Source organism: Pseudomonas sp. D3-10 (assembly GCF_051132175.1).
Taxonomy (GTDB): Bacteria; Pseudomonadota; Gammaproteobacteria; order Pseudomonadales; family Pseudomonadaceae; genus Aquipseudomonas.
Window position 1 is genome coordinate 4,735,242 of sequence record NZ_CP071668.1, and the last position, 15,218, is coordinate 4,750,459.

Annotated in this window: 13 protein-coding genes and 1 riboswitch; of the genes, 5 read left to right on the forward strand and 8 right to left on the reverse strand. The window is 61.3% G+C overall.

The features are described from left to right. Window positions 1–303 precede the first annotated feature (303 nt). The 4 genes from J3P90_RS21375 to J3P90_RS21390 form a co-directional block, all read right to left on the reverse strand. Complete coding sequence (locus J3P90_RS21375) at window positions 304–1,668, reverse strand: DUF1329 domain-containing protein (protein ID WP_420764098.1); 1,365 nt, start codon at window positions 1,666–1,668, stop codon at window positions 304–306. Between the two features lie 25 nt (window positions 1,669–1,693). Then, entirely contained in the window at window positions 1,694–3,556 is a 1,863-nt protein-coding gene (locus J3P90_RS21380; RefSeq protein WP_434675367.1) for a DUF1302 domain-containing protein, read from the reverse strand. 287 nt (window positions 3,557–3,843) lie between these two features. Continuing rightward, complete coding sequence (locus J3P90_RS21385) at window positions 3,844–5,526, reverse strand: fatty acid--CoA ligase (protein ID WP_434675368.1); 1,683 nt, start codon at window positions 5,524–5,526, stop codon at window positions 3,844–3,846. Window positions 5,527–5,671: 145 nt separating this feature from the next. Then, window positions 5,672–6,301: a LysE family transporter gene (locus J3P90_RS21390; protein WP_434562373.1), complete on the reverse strand. Its 630-nt coding sequence runs from the start codon at window positions 6,299–6,301 to the stop codon at window positions 5,672–5,674. 199 nt (window positions 6,302–6,500) lie between these two features. Here J3P90_RS21390 and J3P90_RS21395 point away from each other — a divergent pair, with 199 nt between their 5' ends. The 3 genes from J3P90_RS21395 to J3P90_RS21405 all read left to right on the forward strand — a co-directional run bounded on the left by J3P90_RS21395 (window position 6,501) and on the right by J3P90_RS21405 (window position 9,345). Next, entirely contained in the window at window positions 6,501–7,466 is a 966-nt protein-coding gene (locus tag J3P90_RS21395) for a 2-hydroxyacid dehydrogenase (protein ID WP_434609611.1), read from the forward strand. Between the two features lie 33 nt (window positions 7,467–7,499). Then, window positions 7,500–8,498, forward strand: coding sequence for a methyltransferase (locus J3P90_RS21400; RefSeq protein ID WP_420764093.1), 999 nt, complete (start codon window positions 7,500–7,502; stop codon window positions 8,496–8,498). 50 nt (window positions 8,499–8,548) lie between these two features. Then, window positions 8,549–8,670: riboswitch (yybP-ykoY riboswitch) on the forward strand. A gap of 90 nt (window positions 8,671–8,760) precedes the next feature. After that, window positions 8,761–9,345: a TMEM165/GDT1 family protein gene (locus J3P90_RS21405; RefSeq protein WP_039592168.1), complete on the forward strand. Its 585-nt coding sequence runs from the start codon at window positions 8,761–8,763 to the stop codon at window positions 9,343–9,345. A 62-nt stretch (window positions 9,346–9,407) separates the two neighbouring features. On the opposite strand, the gene J3P90_RS21410 is transcribed toward J3P90_RS21405, so the two are convergent. Next, window positions 9,408–10,223: a M48 family metallopeptidase gene (locus tag J3P90_RS21410; protein WP_420764092.1), complete on the reverse strand. Its 816-nt coding sequence runs from the start codon at window positions 10,221–10,223 to the stop codon at window positions 9,408–9,410. A 217-nt stretch (window positions 10,224–10,440) separates the two neighbouring features. Here J3P90_RS21410 and J3P90_RS21415 point away from each other — a divergent pair, with 217 nt between their 5' ends. Continuing rightward, entirely contained in the window at window positions 10,441–12,579 is a 2,139-nt protein-coding gene (locus J3P90_RS21415) for a methyl-accepting chemotaxis protein (RefSeq protein WP_434675369.1), read from the forward strand. Between the two features lie 57 nt (window positions 12,580–12,636). Here J3P90_RS21415 and J3P90_RS21420 read toward each other — a convergent pair whose 3' ends face one another. The 3 genes from J3P90_RS21420 to J3P90_RS21430 form a co-directional block, all read right to left on the reverse strand. After that, entirely contained in the window at window positions 12,637–13,260 is a 624-nt protein-coding gene (locus tag J3P90_RS21420; protein WP_420764091.1) for an SOS response-associated peptidase, read from the reverse strand. 178 nt (window positions 13,261–13,438) lie between these two features. Beyond that, window positions 13,439–13,699 (reverse strand): putative signal transducing protein, encoded by a 261-nt coding sequence (locus J3P90_RS21425; RefSeq protein ID WP_434609604.1) that lies wholly within the window; start codon window positions 13,697–13,699, stop codon window positions 13,439–13,441. A gap of 9 nt (window positions 13,700–13,708) precedes the next feature. After that, window positions 13,709–13,891, reverse strand: a complete 183-nt coding sequence (locus J3P90_RS21430; RefSeq protein WP_186612369.1) for a CPXCG motif-containing cysteine-rich protein — start codon at window positions 13,889–13,891, stop codon at window positions 13,709–13,711. A gap of 137 nt (window positions 13,892–14,028) precedes the next feature. Here J3P90_RS21430 and J3P90_RS21435 point away from each other — a divergent pair, with 137 nt between their 5' ends. Further along, window positions 14,029–15,195 (forward strand): 1-acyl-sn-glycerol-3-phosphate acyltransferase, encoded by a 1,167-nt coding sequence (locus J3P90_RS21435; RefSeq protein WP_434609602.1) that lies wholly within the window; start codon window positions 14,029–14,031, stop codon window positions 15,193–15,195. Window positions 15,196–15,218: the final 23 nt, after the last annotated feature.

Below are 15,218 nucleotides of genomic sequence, written 5' to 3' on the forward strand. Positions count from 1 at the left end.
TGCAGATGTCCGCAGACTAGCCGTAAACGAGGACGTATTGAAGGGAGTGCTACAAATGGCTACAAAAAGACTACAGATTGTTTATGGCGGTTGTGGCGAGGCAGCTTGCTCCCGCTGGGTTGCGAAGCGCCCCCCAAAACGGACCGCCCTGGCTTATCGGATACCGTGGGAAGGTTTGATCTGGGACTGCTTCGCAGTCCAGCGGGAGCAAGCTCCCTCGCCACAAAAGATATGCGTTGGCAAAAAAAAACGCCCCGAACCAGTCGGGGCGTTTTTTCGAGGATGCGGCCTCGGGCAAAGCGGTTAGCGAACGCCTTCCTGGCGCAGCGCCGCTGGGGTGAAGTCGCTGGTGGACGCGGTGAAGCCGAAGTCGTAGGCCGATTTCTCTTCGTTCTTCATGCCCAGGGCCAGGTAACGACCGGACTGCAGGTCGTAGAGGGTTTCCAGGGCGTACCACGGCACTTGCTTGTCGTAGTAGTTCTCGGCATGGGCCTCGGCCACGCGCCACAGTTGGCCACGACCGTCGTAGTGGTCGATGACCGCCGCTTGCCAGGTGTCTTCGTCGATATAGAAGTCACGCTTGGCGTAGATATGGCGCTGGCCTTCCTTCAGGGTCGCGGTCACGTGCCAGACACGACGCAGTTCATAGCGCGCCAAGTCCTGGTTGATGTGGCCGGCCTTGAGGATGTCGGCGTACTTGAGTTGCGGCGAATCGATCTTGTGGCTGTTGGAGGCGATGTACAGCTCTTTCTTGCCTTCAAGCTTCCAGTCGTAACGATCCGGCGCGCCGTTGTACATGTCCAGGTTGTCGGAGGTGCGCAGGCCGTCGGCGGCGGTACCCGGGCCGTCATAGGCGACTTGCGGGGCCTGGCGCACACGGCGTTGGCCGGCGTTGTAGATCCAGGCCTTGCGTGGTTCCTTCACCTGGTCGAGGGTTTCGTGAACCAGCAGCACGGTACCCGCCAGGCGTGCCGGCGCGGTCACTTGCTGCTTGAAGTAGAACAGCACGTTGCCCGGGTTGGCCGGATCGAAGCCCTTGATCTTGTCGCGGAAGACGAACTGATCCTGGAAGTACACCAGGTTGTACGAACCGTTTGGCTGCGGCGTGGCCTGGGTCACCAGGCGGGTCACGCTGCCGCCGCGATAACGGGTGATGTGGTTCCAGATCACTTCGAGTCCGCTCTGGGGAATCGGGAACGGCACGGCCGTCTCGAAATTCTCCAGGCCGTTGCCGCCGCCCACCAGTTTGGTGTTCACGGCGTTTTTCTTGATGGAGGCCAACACGTCATCGGGCACGGTTGCGCCGCGATGGGTCGTGTAGACCGGCATCTTGAAGGTTTCCGGGTAGCGCTTGAACATCGCGTACTGGCCGGGGGCGAGTTTGTCCTTGTACTGGTCGACGTTTTGCGCGGTGATCGTGAACAACGGTTTTTCACTGGCGTACGGATCGGCGAGGAAACCCTTGCCGTCCACGCTACCGGCGTTCTTGGCCATGGGTTTCCAGGCCGAAATCGAACCATCGGCGTTACCCGCCATCTCGGCGCCCATCGGCGTCAGGCTCTTGCCCAGCTTATCGGCCTCGGCCGCAGGCACGGCGGCCATGACGCTGGCCGCCAGCAGGGACAACCCCAGCGCTCCGACTTGCAACAGATTCTTTGTTATTTTCATAGTGTGTCGTCCTGAAATACGGTGCTTAGAAGTTCACGCCGACGCTGAGCGCCACGAAATCCCGGTCGTCCACGGTACTGAAATCCCCGCCAAAGAAGTTGGTGTAGGCCAGGCTCGCGTTGTAGGTGTTCTGGTACTCGGCATCCAGCCCGAGGCTGACGGCCTTGCGACCTTCCTCGAAGTTGGCGCCAGGGCCTGGCGAGTAGCCTTTAACGTCATGGGACCAGGCCACGTTGGGCTTGAGGTTCACACCGGCGAAAACGTCCGGGTAGTCCCAGATGGCACGAGCGCGGTAGCCCCAGGAAGTGGCGGTGGTGAAGCCGTCGTTGTTGCAGTTGGTATTCAAACCGGTGCTGCCAGGCAAGCCCGCGCCATTTCCGGTAGAGGTATTGAGCAGGTCGCATGCGCCGCCAGGAAGCTGTCCTGGGCCGAACACTGGATCACGGCCGTAACGAAGGTCGGACTTGCTTTCCAGGCCGCCTACGTGGGTCACGCCAACTTCACCCACCAGGGTGAGACGGCTGGCGCCCATGACTTGGTCAAGGAAGTGAGTGAACGTGGTCTGGAATTGAGTGATTTCCTTACGGCGATAACCGTGCAGATCCTGGCCCGGTACCCCGGTGAGCAGCGAAGCGTTGCCCAGCACGGGACCGCCCAGCGGACGAACCCCGGCAAACAGGATATCTGTGGTGCTCAGTTGAACTGGTGCATTCGGCCGATAACTCAGTTCACCGCTCCATGCCGTGCCGGTGGGCAGAGTAGTGGAGAAGCTCAAGCCGTAAAGGCGTATGTCTTCCGGGTACTCGACAAAGTATTGAGAGTTGCCGGCAATGACCAGCGGAGCCAGAGGGCCGAGAAATGGCGCACCGTTGTAGACGGACTGTGGCGCACCGGTCGCACTAAAGATAGGTGCGCGGCTGTGGTAGTTCATGAAGTAGGCACCGAACTCAGTGTCCAGCGGCTCGAACATGTACTTCAGGGAAGCGCCCCATTGGCCAGTGTCCCTGGCATCACGGTCGGGTCCACGGCGCACCAACACACCTTCTTCGTTGATGTCTACGCCGTTTGCGGACAGCAACGGCAAGAACGCACCAGGAATGGTGGATCGTTTGTTCAACACCCGCAGATTGTCCGAGCACCCATCGGCAATCACATCCGGCTGGGAGAAGAACGTCCCGCAGTTATCTACGACGGTCTGATCCCACTCAATTTGGTAGAAGGCTTCAGCCGACAGGTTATCGGTCAAGCTCTGGGACACATAGAACATGTTGACCGGGATCAGGCCTTCCTTGACCTCGGCGCCTGGACGACGGAACGCGGACACGTCGACCGGGTTGATGGCGTTGATACCGCCCTGGATGAAGGTGCTCTCACCCCAGCTGACGACCTGCTTGCCCAGGCGGACCGACCCCGGTTGATCGGCAATCGCGTAGTTGTGGTAGACGAATGCATCAAGGATCTGACCGCCGGAAGACTTGGCGCCTTCCTTGCGGTTGCTGTCGCTGATGTCTTTGAAAAGACGATTTTCGTCCTTGAGTTCAAAGTCGTACCAGTATTTGCCACGCACAAACACACCGGTGTCGCCGTATTTCAGTTCAAGATCGTGGATGCCCTTGAAGATCTTCGAGAAGGTTTCCCCACGCTTGAAGTTCAGGTGGCCGTCATCGGAAGTCTGGGACAGGCCCTTGCCGCCGTTGTTCACACCAATCAGGTCGCGGTTGGCCTTGGCCGTGGACCAGCTCGCGCCGACCGACAGGGACGAATCGAACTGGCCTTCGATTTCACCAATGTTGAAGCTGACGCCGAATGCCGGGCCGGCGAGCGAGGAGGCAAGACTGACGGCCAGAGGCAGTTTTGCCCGGCGCCAGAAAGTGTTTGCTGAGGTCATCGACGCAACTCCATGTGTTTTATTGTTATGGCAGTAGACGTTTCCGGAAACCCTTCGCCGTGCTGGCACGCGCGTCCCATTCCGAAAAGCCTTGAGCGGACTATAGCCAGCAGGTAGTACGGCTTGATCCCTCTAAAGTGTGATTTGCAGCCCCCGACCACTCTGGAACAGTCCTTCGCCAGGCCGACGTTTGTCGGCACGGCAAGGATGGCTGAAATTTCCTATTTAACAAGACAAGCGCTTGCTTGGTGGGGCTGCCGTGCCCTTTTCGGGCACGGCGAGGACGCTCAAAGCGTCGAAAGGAAGGTGCTGTTGTTGCTCTGCCATTCGGTGATGTCGACGCGGATACGTTTCTTGTCGAGCTTGCCGACGCTGGTCTTGGGAATTTCCGTAACAAGGGCAATCTGGCTTGGGATCGCCCATTTGCTCAGGTGCCCCAGCTCGACAAACGGCTTGAGGTGCTCCTTGAGCTCGCGAGCCCCGATCTGGTGCCCCTCACGAACGACCAGCAAGGCAAACGGCCGCTCGCCCCATTGCGGGTCGGGAATGCCGACCACTGCTACTTCGCGTACCGCCACATGCCGACTGATAAGGTCTTCCAGGTCCAGGGACGAGATCCATTCGCCGCCGGTCTTGATCACATCCTTGATGCGGTCGCGAATGTCGATGAAGCCCATGCCGTCGAGCGTGGCGACGTCGCCAGTGTGCAACCAGCCGCCACTCCAGAGTTCGGCGCCCTTTTGCGGTTCGTTGAAATAACCTTCGGTGAGCCATGGCGCGCGCAATACCAATTCGCCCTGGGTTTCGCCATCGGCGGGAAGGAAGCGGCCCTCGCCGTCGACGATCGCTGCCTCCACCAGTGGCCCTGGCACGCCGGCCTTGATCCGATAAGTGATGCGCTCGTCTTCGCCGCCGGCCATCAACTCATCGTTGAGGTGGGCGCAGGACACCAACGGGCCGGTTTCGGACATGCCGTAGGCGGCGGTGAGCTGGATGCCCTTGGCCTTAGCAGCCTCGTACAGGCTGCGGTTCAGGGCGCTGCCGCCGATGACGATTTTCCAGCCGCCGAAATCGGTGTCCTGGGCGCCCTTGGCGTTGAGGACCATTTGCAGGATGGTCGGCACGCAGTGGGAAAAAGTGACCTTTTCCTTGCGCCACAGCTCCACCAGGAACTCCGGGTCGTAGCGACCTGGGTAGACCTGCTTGAGGCCGAGCATGGTTGCCACGTACGGCAAGCCCCAGGCGTGAACGTGGAACATGGGTGTGATGGGCATGTACACGTCGTTGGTGCCCAGCAGGCGCACGCTGTCGATGGCGCCCATGATGGTCGACACACCCAGGGTGTGCAGCACCAACTGCCGATGGGTGAAATACACGCCCTTGGGGTTGCCCGTGGTGCCGGTGGTATAGAACGTGGTGGCGACGGAGTTTTCGTCGAAATCCTGGAAATCGTAGGTCGGACTGGCGCCGGCCAGCAGTTGCTCGTACTCGCCCACGAGGTCGGGCAGGTCGGCGGTCTTGTCCGGCTGGTCGGTCAGCAGTAGCGTCTTTTTCACCGTTGTCAGCTGGCCGGCGATCGCCTGGTACAAGCCGACGAACTCGCTGTTGACCAGCACGAAGCGATCCTCGGCGTGGTTCATGGTGTAGAGGATCTGTTCCGGCGACAGTCGCACGTTGATGGTATGGATCACCGCGCCGATCATCGGGATCGCGAACATGCATTCCAGGTACCGATGGCTGTCCCAGTCCATGACCGCCACGGTATCCCCGGCTTTCACCCCGGCCTCGGTCAGCACGTTGGCCAGCCGTGCGACGCGCTCGATCAGGGTGGGGTAGCTGTAGCGCAACTGGTCCCGGTAGATGATCTCGCGGGTTTTCTCATAGCGTGCGCCGGACATCAGCAGCCGCTTGATCAGCAACGGGTATTGGTAAACGCCCTCGGCTGGAGGAATAACGCGAGTCTGCAACATAGGAATCCCTTTTCTGACTGCACGGTCTTGGCTGGAAAAGTAAGCACTTTAAAGCGCTTGTCCGCGGATCAAATCAGCCGAAGGAATGATTTGATCCGCCCGCAAACACTAGCCTTGAGCCATCATCAGGATTCGCTCAACTCGTTCAATGGGCCTCGGTAAACGCCAGTTTCACGCCGATGGCGATCAGCACGGCGCCCATGGTCCGGTCGAACCAATGGCCCATGCGGGCAAAACCGGCACGTACCCGCGCCTGGCTGAACAACATTGCAACCATGCAGAACCAGGCCGCCGTGGCAACCGCCAGGTACACACCGTAGCCGGCCTGGATCGCCAGGGGCGTATGGGGATTGATGACCACGGTAAACAGGGAGAGGAAGAACAGCGTCGCCTTGGGGTTCAGGCCGTTGGTAACGAAGCCGGCGGTAAACGCGCCCCGAGCGGTGCGCTCACCTGCCTCCTTGTGCAGGTTTTCCTGGCTCGCCTTGGCCGGCTGGGCGCGCAGGGCCTTGAAGCCGATGTACAGCAGGTAAGCGGCGGCGGCCCACTTCAAGGCGTTGAACAGCACGATCGACTGGGACACGATCAGGCCGATGCCCAGCAACGAATACCCCACGTGCAGGAAAATCGCCGTGCCGACCCCCAACGCCGTCCAGGTCCCGGCGCGGCGGCCGTGGGTCACGCTTTCGCGGACCACCACGGCGAAGTCCGGGCCAGGGCTGGCCACGGCCAACAGGTGGATCAGGGCGACAGTGAGAAATTCGGCGAGGTACATGGTGGTGCTCCTGGCGACAATCTTTGTTGAATGAAATCCGTGGCGAGGAGCTTGCTCCCGCTCGGCTACGCAGCAGTCGCTCGTCGCGTATCGGGGCCTTGCCTTGCAGGCCAGCGGGAGCAAGCTCCCTCGCCACGGCAACTCTTCTGATAGGCTCGCCACATTACGCCTTCAGTCTTCTACATGACAGGTACAGCTGATGACCAATACCGCACGCGCAGTTTTCCTCGATCACGCTTCACTGGACCTCGGCGACCTGGAGCTGGCTCCATTGCGCGATTGCTTCACCGAACTGCAGCTGTTCCCCGGCACCCGCCCGGATGAGGTGGCAGGCCGGCTCGAGGGCGCCACGGTGGCGATCACCAACAAGGTCGTGATCGACGCAGCCGCGATGGCCGCCAACCCTGAACTGAAGCTGATCCTGATCAGCGCCACCGGCACCAATAACGTCGACCTCGCCGCTGCCCGCAGCCATGGCATCGTCGTCAGCAACTGCCAGGGCTATGGCACACCGTCGGTGGCCCAGCACACGATCATGCTGCTACTGAACCTGGCGACGCGCCTGGGCGACTATCAAAAAGCCGTGGGCGAAGGTCGCTGGCAACAGGCTTCGCAGTTCTGCCTGCTGGACTACCCGATCGTCGAACTGCAGGGCAAGACCCTCGGGCTGCTCGGCCATGGCGAACTGGGTGGCGCCGTCGCACGGCTGGCCGAAGCCTTCGGCATGCGCGTGCTGCTGGGGCAGATTCCAGGAAGGCCCGCCCGTGCGGACCGCGTGGCCCTGGACCAACTGCTACCCGCGGTGGATGCCTTGACCTTGCATTGCCCGCTCAACGAGCACACCCGCCACTTCATTGGCGCGCGTGAACTGGCGTCGCTCAAACCCGGCGCGTTCGTAGTCAACACCGCACGCGGTGGCCTCATCGACGAACAGGCACTGGCCGATGCGCTGCGCAGCGGTCACCTGGGCGGGGCGGCCACCGACGTGTTGAGCGTGGAGCCGCCGACCCAGGGCAATCCGCTGCTGGCAGGTGATATCCCCCGGCTGATCGTCACGCCGCACAACGCCTGGGGCAGCCGCGAGGCCAGGCAACGGATCGTCGGCCAACTGGCGGAAAACGCCCGGGGCTTTTTCAGCGGTACAGCGCAACGAGTCGTCAATTGATAGACTGCCGCACTTTTTAACAAGGAGCAGACCATGGATCCGCGCAGTGAAGTACTGCTTCGTCAGGCCGAGTTATTCCAGGGTCCGGTCCTGCTGGCCGGGCTCCCAGCCGACGACCTGCTTGGCCGCTTGCCCGAGGCCCATGGCTGGTGCTGGCATGCCGGCGACCAGGCGGCCCTGGATGCCCGCTTCCCAGGGCGCAGCCATTTTGGCGTGAATGTACCCGAACTTTCGTTCGACGCTGCCGTGGTCTTCCTGCCCAAGGCCAAGGACCTGACCGACTACATCCTCAACGCCGTTGCCGCGCGCCTGGCTGGGCGCGAGGTGTATCTGGTGGGGGAAAAGCGCAGCGGCATCGAAGGCGCTTCCAAGCAGCTCAACCCCTTTGGCAAGCCGCGCAAGCTCGACAGCGCACGGCATTGCCAACTGTGGCAGGTCACCGTCGCCAACGTCCCTGAAGCCAAGCCGCTGGAAAGCCTCGCGCAAACCTATGAATTGCCACTGGTCGAGGGCCCGCTCAAGGTCATCAGTTTGCCGGGAGTCTTCAGTCACGGCCGCCTTGATCGCGGCAGCGCGCTGTTGCTGGAGCATCTTGACAAGCTGCCCAGCGGCCACCTGCTGGACTTCGGCTGCGGCGCCGGCGTGCTGGGGGCGGCGGTCAAGCGGCGCTATCCCCATAACACCGTGACGCTACTGGACGTGGATGCCTTCGCCGCCGCCAGCAGTCGATTGACGCTGGCCGCCAATGGCCTGGAAGCCGAAGTGCTGACGGGTGACGGGATCGACGCCGCGCCCATGGGCCTGAACGCGATTCTGAGCAACCCGCCGTTCCACGTCGGCGTACACACCGACTACCACGCGACCGAAAACCTGTTGCGAAAAGCGGCCAAACATCTGAAAAACGGCGGCGAACTGCGCCTGGTTGCGAACAGTTTCCTCAAGTATCAGCCGCTGATCGAAGAGCACCTGGGCCCCTGCGCGATCAAGGCCGAGGGCCAAGGCTTTCGCATCTACCGGGCCAAGCGCGGCTGAAGCGTTTTGAGAAACAGCGCTTGCCCAATCGGATTTGCCTAGGCAGAATCCGCACCGTCCTAGGGGAGTAGTCTCCCGCGAGCGCCCTGCTCGCCCGGCATACGTCAACATACTTGGTCAGCAGACCATGGCGTATGCGGCCCAAGCGTCCACGCAGATGGTCGCTGGGTTTGACAAGACCTATGACACGCACACCTTACCCGGGGCGGGAAGGCTGTACGTGTCATAGCCGTGTCGACCCGCCCCTCTTAGGAATTACCTGATGCTGGACTCTTTCCTTGTTCCCACCGCCATCGTTGCACTGGCCGAAATCGGCGACAAGACGCAACTGCTTGCGCTTATCCTCGCTGCTCGCTTTCGCAAGCCGTGGCCGATCATCGCTGGCATCGTCGCCGCGACCCTGGCCAACCATGCGGCCGCGGGCGCGGTAGGAGCCTGGGTCAGCGGGTTCTTTTCCGATGCGGTGTTGCACTGGATATTGGCGGCAAGCTTCGCGGCCACGGCCCTTTGGACCCTGGTGCCGGACAAGCTCGACGATGAAGAGGCGAATACGGCCCGCAAGTTCGGCCCCTTCCTGACCACGCTGATCGCGTTTTTCCTGGCGGAAATCGGTGACAAGACCCAGATCGCGACGGTGATGCTCGCCGCGCAATACCCGGAACTGTGGCTGGTGATCATTGGCACCACCGTGGGCATGTTGATTGCCAACGTGCCGGTGGTACTGGCTGGCAACTTTGCCGCCGAGAAACTGCCCCTGGCCCTCATCCGCCGCCTGGCCGCCTCGGCGTTTTTCATCCTGGCGATCGTTGCGGTGTACAAGGCGATGCAGAGCAGTGGGTGGGTTTGAGGCTGTTGTGGCGAGGGAGCTTGCTCCCTCGCCACAAAAAAAACTTCACCACATGACGGTGGTTACTTCTTGGCTTGCTGATAAAGCGGCATCACCTTCGGAATCGCCGCCTGCAACGAGGCGATCCGGCTGCTCGAGGACGGGTGGGTGCTCATGAATTCCGGTGGTGCCCCTTCCGAAGCCTTGGCCATCTTGTTCCACAAGGTGATCGCGGCGTTCGGGTCGTAGCCGGCGCGGGCGGCCAGCTCCAGGCCGATCAGGTCGGCTTCGTTCTCGTTGCCACGGCTGTTAGGCAGGGTCATGCCATAGTTGGCAACCGTGTCGGCCAACGCCAGGCTATCCTGGCCCAGGCCGAATATCGCACCGGCACCCTGCTTGGCCATTTCGATGCCATAAGCCTTGGACATGGCTTCACGGCCGTGCTCGCGCAAGGCGTGAGCGATTTCATGGCCCATGATCGCGGCGATTTCAGCGTCGGTCAGCTTCAGTTTGTCGATCAGGCCGGTGTAGAACATGATCTTGCCGCCGGGACCACAGTTGGCGTTGAGTTCATCGCTCTTGATCAGGTTCACTTCCCAGTTCCACTGCGCCGAATCCGGACGGAACACAGGCGCCTGGGCGATCAAACGATCAGCAATGACCTGAAGGCGCTTGGCGTCGCTACTGGTCTTGTCCAGGGCACCTTGCGCACTCGCCTCACCCAACGTCTTCTGATAGGACTGGGCATACATCTGGTTGACCTCGGCGGTCGACAGCATGCTGAACATGTACTGCTTGCGCTCCACGCCCACGGCTCCGCCGCTGGTGGTGTTGACTGACTGGCAACCGGCGAGCAGCAGAGCCGCGCCCAGAGCGCTCACCATCAAAGTCTTGTTCATACAAAAGAAGCTCCATGGAATCGTGGGCGTATCCTAGGCTTTGATTTGTATCGGCGCCAGATACACAGCGAGCGATTACAGTTTTTTCGGACAGGTCCCACTCATCCTTTTACGACTCCCACCTAACCAATACAGTCACCCGACGAACAGCGCCTCATGCCCGCCCACGGAAATGCCGATACAGATACCAGACGTCATTTCCGGGTCCGGAGCCATTATGAAATTCAAATCGATCCAGTTTTCCGTTGCCGCCCTGGCCGGTGCCATCGTCCTCAGCGTTGTTGGTGCCCTGGTGCTGTACGCATTGTTCGCCGGCGCCCGTACCCAGGAAATGGTGCAACAACGGACCAAGGCGCAATTCGAGCAACTCATCGAACAACGCCTCAGTGCGCTCGCCCGCACCCAGGCCAGCCTGATCCAACGCGAGCTTGAAGCACCGCTGTTGCTTGCCCGAGGACTGGCGACGACTAACGCCCTGATGGGCATGAACGGCACGGACGGCAACCCGTTATTGAAGATGCCCCGTGAGCAGATGATCAGCCTGTTGCGCGAGTCCGTGGTGCGCAACCCGAAGGTCCTGGGTGCCTACATCGCCTGGGAACCGAACGCTATCGACCACGACGACGCCAACTATGTGAACAGCCAGGTGCTCGGCATGGAAACCAATGGGCGCTTCCTGCCGTGGTGGTTTCGCAACCAGGACGGCACCTTGGGCCTGGAAAAGCTCGCCGACGTGACTGACCAGAAACTGCTGTCCACCGGCATTCGTGCCAGCGAATACTACCTGTGCTCCCAGGACAGCAGGAAGGCCTGCGTGATCGACCCGGCGCCCTACCGCGTCGGCAGCACCATGACCATGCTGGCCTCCTTCATCGAACCGATCCTCGTCGATGGCAAATTCCAGGGCATCGTCGGCGCCGACCTGTCGGTGAACTTCATCCAGGACATGCTCGTTGCCGCTGACGCCAAGCTGTACGACGGCGCCGGGGAAATGGCCTTGCTCGCCAGCAACAATCGCCTGGTGGCCTTCACCAAGGACCCAAGCAAGCTCGGGGAAAAAGCCAGCGACCTGCTGGACGCCAACGAGCTGGACAACCTGGCCAAGCTCGGCGCTGGCGAAGTGCGTTACGACGTCGACGAAGCCCACGGTCACATCGAGGTGTACATGCCGTTCGGCATCGGCGAGACCAGCGCTCGCTGGACGCTGATGATGCAACTGCCGTTGAACGCGGTGATGGCAGATCTGCAAGCCTTGCAGAAGGACCTCGACGATCAGCGCGAGACCGACATTTTCGGCATGGCCATGGTCGGCCTGGCGATTGCCGCCATCGGCCTGCTGGTGATCTGGCTGGTGGGCCACGGCATCGCCCGGCCGCTCAAGCAAATGGTGGCGATGCTCGATGACATCGCCCAGGGCGAGGGCGACCTGACTCGCCGATTGACCAGCGACCGCGCCGATGAACTGGGCGCCATCGCCAAGGGCTTCAACACGTTCCTCGGCAAATTGCAGGGGATGATTACCCAAGTGGTGACCTCGGTGCAGAGTGTCAGCGATTCGTCGGAGCACACCGCCGACATCGCGATCCGCACCAACCAGGGCGTGCACAAGCAGATGTCGGAGATCGATCAGGTCGCCACCGCCGTGCATGAAATGACTGCCACCGCCCAGGACGTGGCCCGCAATGCGACCCAGGCCGCCCAAGCCGCCAGTCACGCCGACCAGGCCGCCAGCCAGGGCATGCAGATCGTACGCGACACCTCCACCTCCATTGGCGCGCTGGCCGTGGAAATCGGCAAGGCCGTGGGCGTGGTGCAAACCCTGGCCAAGGACAGCGAGAACATCAACGCGATCCTCACGGCCATCCGCGGGATCGCCGAGCAGACCAACCTGTTGGCCCTCAACGCGGCCATCGAAGCGGCTCGGGCCGGTGAACAAGGTCGAGGTTTTGCGGTGGTCGCCGATGAGGTGCGCAACCTCGCGCAGAAGACGCAGCAGGCCACGGAAGAAATCCAGTCGATGATCCAGCAGTTGCAACAGGGCACCCGCGATGTCGTGCGCGTCATGGAAGACAGCCAGCACCGCACCGATGAAAGCGTGCAGCACGCAGCCAAGGCAGCCCAGGCGCTGGAGACGATTACCCAGGCGGTGTCGGTCATCAACGACATGAACACCCAGATCGCCAGCGCCGCCGAGGAGCAAAGCGCTGTAGCTGATGACATCAACCGCAACGTGATCAACATCGGCCAAGTGGCGAACGAAGTGGCCAGCGGCGCCGACGAGTCGAGCGCGGCCAGTGCCGGGCTGACCAAGTTGGCGGAGCAGCAGCGGCGGTTGATCAATCAGTTCAGGGTCTGACCCAAGCACCTCATTGCGAGCAAGCTCGCAATGAGGCCTGCACAGCCATCACAAACCTCAAGCCGGCGTCAGGCACTCCGGCCCATTGAGTTTCGGGTCGTTGACCATGTTGGCCAGCACCCGCTCGCGCAGTTGCGCAGGCTCGCTCGCCAGTAGCCCTTGCAAGGCATGCAAGGGTGTCTCGGGGTCGAGCCACAACCGTTGGCCTTCTTCATCCAGAATCAACGGACGCCGCTGACCGGCCGCCGGCTGGGTGATGACGGCGGTGCTCAACCACACCTGTTCCTGCACCGGATACGCTTCCCAGATCGCCGCAAAAAACAGCGACGAACCTTCCCCCGGCGTCAGCCAATAGGGGCGTTTACGCGAACCACCGCGCCATTCGTAGAACCCGTTGGCCGGCAGCAGACACCGACGCAACCGCAGGGCCTCGCGGAACATCGGTTGCTCGGCGACGGTTTCGGCCCGAGCATGGGCCGGGGTCCGGGACAGGTCCGTCAGCCACGGCGGCGTAAGCCCCCAACGGGCGCGGGCCAATTCGCGCTGGCCATCGGCGCCAGCCCGCAGCATCAGAACCGAATCATTGGGCGATATGTTCCATTGGGCCTTCTGGTCGGCAGGGAAGCCAGGCAAGGCCGCAAAGGCGGGGTTCCAGCGAAACAGGGCATAACGTCCACACATGGGGTAACACGACTCTCCTATCAAACGGCGGCCAGCCTAGGGTCTGTACGAAATGTGTTCGCGCGAAGGCCAGACAAGGCGAAACGGGGCGAGGAAGCGCAGTGTACTGGAGTACATGAGCATTCCGAGCCCCGTTTCAACGCAGTATGGGTGAGTGCGGATACATTTCGTACAGAGCCTAACAGACCAGCGTTCCGGGGTAACTGTCCGGCTCATCGCCGGGCACCGGCAGCGCGGCATTGTAGGCGGCGATCAGTTCCTGGGCGTATTGCGCCTGTTCATCGTCCACCGCCAGCCCCAGCAAGCCATGCATCGGCAATTCCCCTGCGCCCCCCACCAGGTCACGTCCCACCAGATGCGCGGTGATGCCTTCGCTGGCGAGCATGCCTTGCAGCAATTCGCCTTCCATCAGGTTTTCCAGTTCGTAGATTCGCTGCATGGCCGCCCCTCATTCGTTTTCGCTGAAGACCTCGAGGTGCCATTCTTCATCGTGTACCTGTAGTACGAAAGTGATCGGCCGGCAACAGACCTGGCAATCCTCGATATAGGTCTGGTCGCCACCGGAAAGATCCAATGAAGTCTCGACCTCTTCTCCACAATATGGACATTCATATTCAGCAGCTTCCAGCATCGCGGTCTCCCGAGTGACTTGTGCGTATAATCGCCGGTCTATTTGCAGGGCTATTGTTGCCTGGACTGTCTTCCTGGCCGTGCCCTGGCGCTATTTATCGAACCTTTACTTACCCTAGCCGTTTCCAACAAGAGAGCATGATGGGCGAATTCGATGCCATCCGACCTTACGACGACAGTGAAGTCCCAGCGGTGCTGGCACGGCTGCTCAGCGATAAGGCGTTTCTAGATATCCTCACCCACTTCCGCTTCCCGCGCCTGGCCGGTGCTTTCGGCTGGATGCTCAAACCCCTTATAGCGCAGAAGCTGCGTCGAGAGTTCGCCGGTGTGACATCGGTCGCCACGTTGCAGGACAAAGTGGAGTTCTATGTCGACCACACCATCGAACGCGCCACCGATGGCGTGACCTACACGGGGGTGGAGCAGTTCAAGTCCGGCAACGCGTACCTGTTCATCGCCAACCACCGCGATATCGTGATGGACCCGGCATTCGTCAATTACGCCGTCTACCACGCGGGCCTGCCGACCCCGCGCATCGCCATCGGCGACAACCTGCTGCAAAAGCCGTTTGTCAGCGACCTGATGCGCTTGAACAAGAGTTTTATCGTGCACCGTTCCATCAGCGGTCGCCGGGAAAAAATGGCGGCGTACCAGTTGCTGTCGGCGTACATCAATCACTCGATCCGCAACGATTGCGCCTCGATCTGGATCGCCCAGGCCGAGGGCCGAGCCAAGGACGGCGATGACCGGACCGAATCGGCGATCCTCAAGATGTTCCACATGAGCCGCAAGGACGAGCCGTTCGGCGAGGTCATCCGCTCGCTGAACCTCACGCCGGTGTCGATCAGCTACGAATATGATCCGTGCGACCAGGCCAAGGCCCGGGAGCTTTACATTCGCGCCACCACCGGGACCTACACCAAGGCACCAGGCGAGGACGACGTCAGCATCGCCAAGGGCATCACCGGCTACAAAGGCCGGGTCCACGTGAACTTCTCCGCGCCGATTACAGAGCTGTTCGAGGACACCAAGCAGTTGGCAGCGGAGATGGACCGGCAGATTCTCGGCGGTTACCGCCTGTTCCCCGTGCACTACCTGGCCTACGCCCAATGGACCGATGCCGACCCGCAGCTGCAGGTGCCGACGGCGGCTGAAGTGTTCGGTGCCGAAGAACTGGCGAAGGCTCAGGAAGAATGGCAGCGTCGGTTGGATGCGTGCCCGGCGGAACAGCGGCCATTCCTGGTGCTGCAATATGCAACGCCGGTGCGTAATCAGTATCGGGTCAAGGCGGGGTTGCCGCTTTAAAGCAGTGATTGCTTAGCGGCTTT

What these genes read in the sequence shown, in the direction of transcription:
- J3P90_RS21435 (WP_434609602.1), top strand. Translation starts at nt 14,029, where the DNA reads ATGATGGGCGAATTCGATGCCATCCGACCTTACGACGACAGTGAAGTC.
- J3P90_RS21395 (WP_434609611.1), top strand. Translation starts at nt 6,501, where the DNA reads ATGACCAATACCGCACGCGCAGTTTTCCTCGATCACGCTTCACTGGAC.
- J3P90_RS21420 (WP_420764091.1), bottom strand. Translation starts at nt 13,260, where the DNA reads ATGTGTGGACGTTATGCCCTGTTTCGCTGGAACCCCGCCTTTGCGGCC.
- J3P90_RS21390 (WP_434562373.1), bottom strand. Translation starts at nt 6,301, where the DNA reads ATGTACCTCGCCGAATTTCTCACTGTCGCCCTGATCCACCTGTTGGCC.
- J3P90_RS21385 (WP_434675368.1), bottom strand. Translation starts at nt 5,526, where the DNA reads ATGTTGCAGACTCGCGTTATTCCTCCAGCCGAGGGCGTTTACCAATAC.
- J3P90_RS21410 (WP_420764092.1), bottom strand. Translation starts at nt 10,223, where the DNA reads ATGAACAAGACTTTGATGGTGAGCGCTCTGGGCGCGGCTCTGCTGCTC.
- J3P90_RS21415 (WP_434675369.1), top strand. Translation starts at nt 10,441, where the DNA reads ATGAAATTCAAATCGATCCAGTTTTCCGTTGCCGCCCTGGCCGGTGCC.
- J3P90_RS21375 (WP_420764098.1), bottom strand. Translation starts at nt 1,668, where the DNA reads ATGAAAATAACAAAGAATCTGTTGCAAGTCGGAGCGCTGGGGTTGTCC.
- J3P90_RS21400 (WP_420764093.1), top strand. Translation starts at nt 7,500, where the DNA reads ATGGATCCGCGCAGTGAAGTACTGCTTCGTCAGGCCGAGTTATTCCAG.
- J3P90_RS21430 (WP_186612369.1), bottom strand. Translation starts at nt 13,891, where the DNA reads ATGCTGGAAGCTGCTGAATATGAATGTCCATATTGTGGAGAAGAGGTC.
- J3P90_RS21405 (WP_039592168.1), top strand. Translation starts at nt 8,761, where the DNA reads ATGCTGGACTCTTTCCTTGTTCCCACCGCCATCGTTGCACTGGCCGAA.
- J3P90_RS21380 (WP_434675367.1), bottom strand. Translation starts at nt 3,556, where the DNA reads ATGACCTCAGCAAACACTTTCTGGCGCCGGGCAAAACTGCCTCTGGCC.
- J3P90_RS21425 (WP_434609604.1), bottom strand. Translation starts at nt 13,699, where the DNA reads ATGCAGCGAATCTACGAACTGGAAAACCTGATGGAAGGCGAATTGCTG.